This is a genomic window from Rhodococcus sp. CX, assembly GCF_015865005.1.
Lineage (GTDB): Bacteria > Actinomycetota > Actinomycetes > Mycobacteriales > Mycobacteriaceae > Rhodococcus.
Genome location: NZ_JADZGH010000117.1, coordinates 43,259 through 45,991 on the forward strand (window position 1 = coordinate 43,259; position 2,733 = coordinate 45,991).

Here is a 2,733-nt window from a genome sequence, read left to right on the forward strand (position 1 = left end):
ATCGACCCGCCGCTGAGCCGGACAGATCTCGATCGTCGCTCCTCGAGCTCACCGCCGGCGGAGAAAGCGGAACTGCGTCACCAGGATTGAGCGGCGGCGCGGCGCTGCTGCCGTCGACCGCCTTCCCGTCGTGGCGGCGACGCGACGGAATGCGCTGCGCGCGGCGACGCAGCGCCAGCTCGTGCTGCAGGCGCTCGTCCGACAGCTTGCCCGGCCCGTAGATGCCGGTGCCGTCGGCGCGCCGAATCGTTGCAGCCATCTTCTTTCCCCCTCGTGCTTCGAAACGAACGCCACAGTAGAGCGCAGCTACGACACAGGGGGCAACGGATTTTCGGCATCCGGAGTCGGGGAAGTCCGGCAAGCAGATGTCCGGGAAACGAAAGCGAGGTCACGATCCCTGTCGGGTTCGTGACCTCGTTGGAGTGTCCGAGGGGGGACTTGAACCCCCACGTCCGTTAATAGGACACTAGCACCTCAAGCTAGCGCGTCTGCCATTCCGCCACTCGGACCGGATGTGCATGGACATGCCGGTAGCTCCCGCTCCCGCGGGCGCTGACGAGAACACTAGCGTATCGATGCCCAATTCCCCAATTCCCCTGGCGGGGTGCGTCGACGGCGCGCCGCGACCCCCGTGCTCGTGCGCGTTTCCGGCAGCCCCCGCTACCGGAAACGCGCACGGGCGGGGGAGGACCGGGAACGACGAAGGCCCCGAACCTGTCGGTTCGGGGCCTTCGTCGTCTGTCTCAACTCAGAGTGTCCGAGGGGGGACTTGAACCCCCACGTCCGTTAATAGGACACTAGCACCTCAAGCTAGCGCGTCTGCCATTCCGCCACTCGGACTCAGTTGTCTCGCACCCGCTCTCCGTGGGTGCTGTGAAAGAGTAACCCACCGCGTCCACGCGCCCAAATCGCCCCCTTCACCTGCACGGATGCGGGCCCACGGTGGTAGACATGCAGGCATGGCCGAACACGTGAGCGCCCACACCCCGTCCCGAGCCGAGAACGAGGTCGTCGACCTGGTCTCCCAGCTCATCCGGTTCGACACCTCGAACACCGGCGACCCGGCGACCACCCGCGGCGAACGTGCCTGTGCCGAGTGGGTCGCGGCGCAGCTCGAGGAAGTGGGATACGAAACCGAATACGTCGAGTCCGGTCAGCCGGGCCGCGGCAACGTGTTCGCGCGGCTGCCCGGTGCGGACCGCAGCCGCGGCGCCCTCATGCTGCACGGTCACCTCGACGTCGTGCCCGCCGAACCCGCCGACTGGAGCGTGCACCCGTTCTCCGGCGCGGTCGAGGACGGCTACGTGTGGGGTCGCGGCGCCGTCGACATGAAGGACATGGTCGGCATGATGCTGGCCGTGGCCCGCCGCTTCAAGGCCGAGAACATCGTCCCGCCCCGCGACCTGGTGTTCGCGTTCGTCGCCGACGAGGAAGCCGGCGGCCTCTGGGGCTGCCAATGGCTGGTCAAGCATCGCCCCGACCTGTTCGAGGGCGTCACCGAGGCCGTCGGAGAGGTCGGCGGCTTCTCGCTGACCGTGCCCCGCCGCGACGGGGGAGAGCGCCGCTTCTACCTCGTCGAGACCGCCGAGAAGGGCCTGGGCTGGATGCGGCTGACCGCCAAGGGCCGGGCCGGGCACGGCTCGTTCCTGCACGAGGAGAACGCGGTGACGATCCTGTCGCAGGCCGTCGCGCGGCTCGGCAGCCACACCTTCCCGCTCGTGATCTCCGATTCGGTGGCCGAGTTCCTCGCCGCGGCGTCCGAGGAAACCGGTATCGATTTCGATCCGGCCTCCCCGGACATCGAGGGCACCCTCGCCAAGCTCGGGTCCATCGCCCGCATCATCGGTGCGACCTTCCGCGACACCGCCAACCCCACGATGCTGCAGGCCGGCTACAAGGCCAACGTCATCCCGCAGACCGCGCAGGCCGTCGTCGACTGCCGCATCCTGCCCGGCCGGCTCGCCGAGTTCGAACGCACCGTCGACGAACTGATCGGCCCGGACGTGACCCGCGAATGGATCACGAGCCTCGACTCCTACGAGACCAGCTTCGACGGCGACCTCGTCGACGCGATGAACGCGGCGATCCTCGCGCACGATCCGCTGGGCCGGACCGTGCCGTACATGCTGTCCGCGGGCACGGACGCCAAGTCGTTCGCGAAACTCGGCATCCGGTGCTTCGGGTTCGCGCCGCTGCAGCTGCCGCCGGAACTCGACTTCGCAGCGCTGTTCCACGGAGTCGACGAGCGTGTCCCGGTCGAGGCTCTGCGATTCGGGACCCGTGTCATGGAACACTTCCTGTTGCATTCCTGAAGATCCGTCCCCCACGAGGAAAGGACCCCCGATGGCGTTCGACTACGACCCGTACGAGTTTCTCCCGAAGCTGCCCACGTTCCAGGTGACCAGCGAGGACTTCGCCGAGGGTGAGGAGTGGAAACTCGCGCAGGCCAGCGGCGCGTTCGGGATCCCGGGCGGCGGCGACGTGTCCCCGCAGCTGTCGTGGTCCGGGTTCCCCGCAGAGACGAAGAGCTTCGTGGTGACCGTGTTCGACCCCGACGCCCCGACCGCGTCCGGCTTCTGGCACTGGGCCGTCGCGAACATCCCCGCGACCGTTACCGAGCTGCCCGCCGGCGCCGGCAGTGCCGGCGGTGAGGGCCTGCCCGCCGAGGCGGTCACCCTGCGCCACGACGGCGACGATATAGCGGTGGTAGCCGTGACCGGCCCGGCCCTTGGC

3 protein-coding genes and 2 tRNA genes are annotated in these 2,733 nt (G+C 68.5%); 2 read left to right on the top strand and 3 right to left on the bottom strand.

What is annotated here, in order from left to right:
* The 3 genes from I0Q12_RS12870 to I0Q12_RS12880 all read right to left on the bottom strand — a co-directional run.
* Positions 1 to 259 (bottom strand): hypothetical protein (locus I0Q12_RS12870; RefSeq protein WP_197252290.1); only part of this gene is annotated, 259 nt, incomplete at its 3' end.
* 164 nt (positions 260 to 423) lie between these two features.
* A tRNA-Leu gene (locus I0Q12_RS12875) sits at positions 424 to 509 on the bottom strand.
* A gap of 245 nt (positions 510 to 754) precedes the next feature.
* Positions 755 to 840, bottom strand: a tRNA-Leu gene (locus I0Q12_RS12880).
* Between the two features lie 119 nt (positions 841 to 959).
* Here I0Q12_RS12880 and I0Q12_RS12885 point away from each other — a divergent pair.
* Entirely contained in the window at positions 960 to 2,312 is a 1,353-nt protein-coding gene (locus I0Q12_RS12885) for a M20/M25/M40 family metallo-hydrolase (RefSeq protein WP_197252291.1), read from the top strand.
* 31 nt (positions 2,313 to 2,343) lie between these two features.
* The coding region (locus I0Q12_RS12890; RefSeq protein WP_197252292.1) for a YbhB/YbcL family Raf kinase inhibitor-like protein at positions 2,344 to 2,733 on the top strand (390 nt) is incomplete at its 3' end.

Excerpts from the sequence above, each read along its gene's own strand:
- I0Q12_RS12885 (WP_197252291.1), top strand. The coding sequence starts at position 960 with ATGGCCGAACACGTGAGCGCCCACACCCCGTCCCGAGCCGAGAACGAG.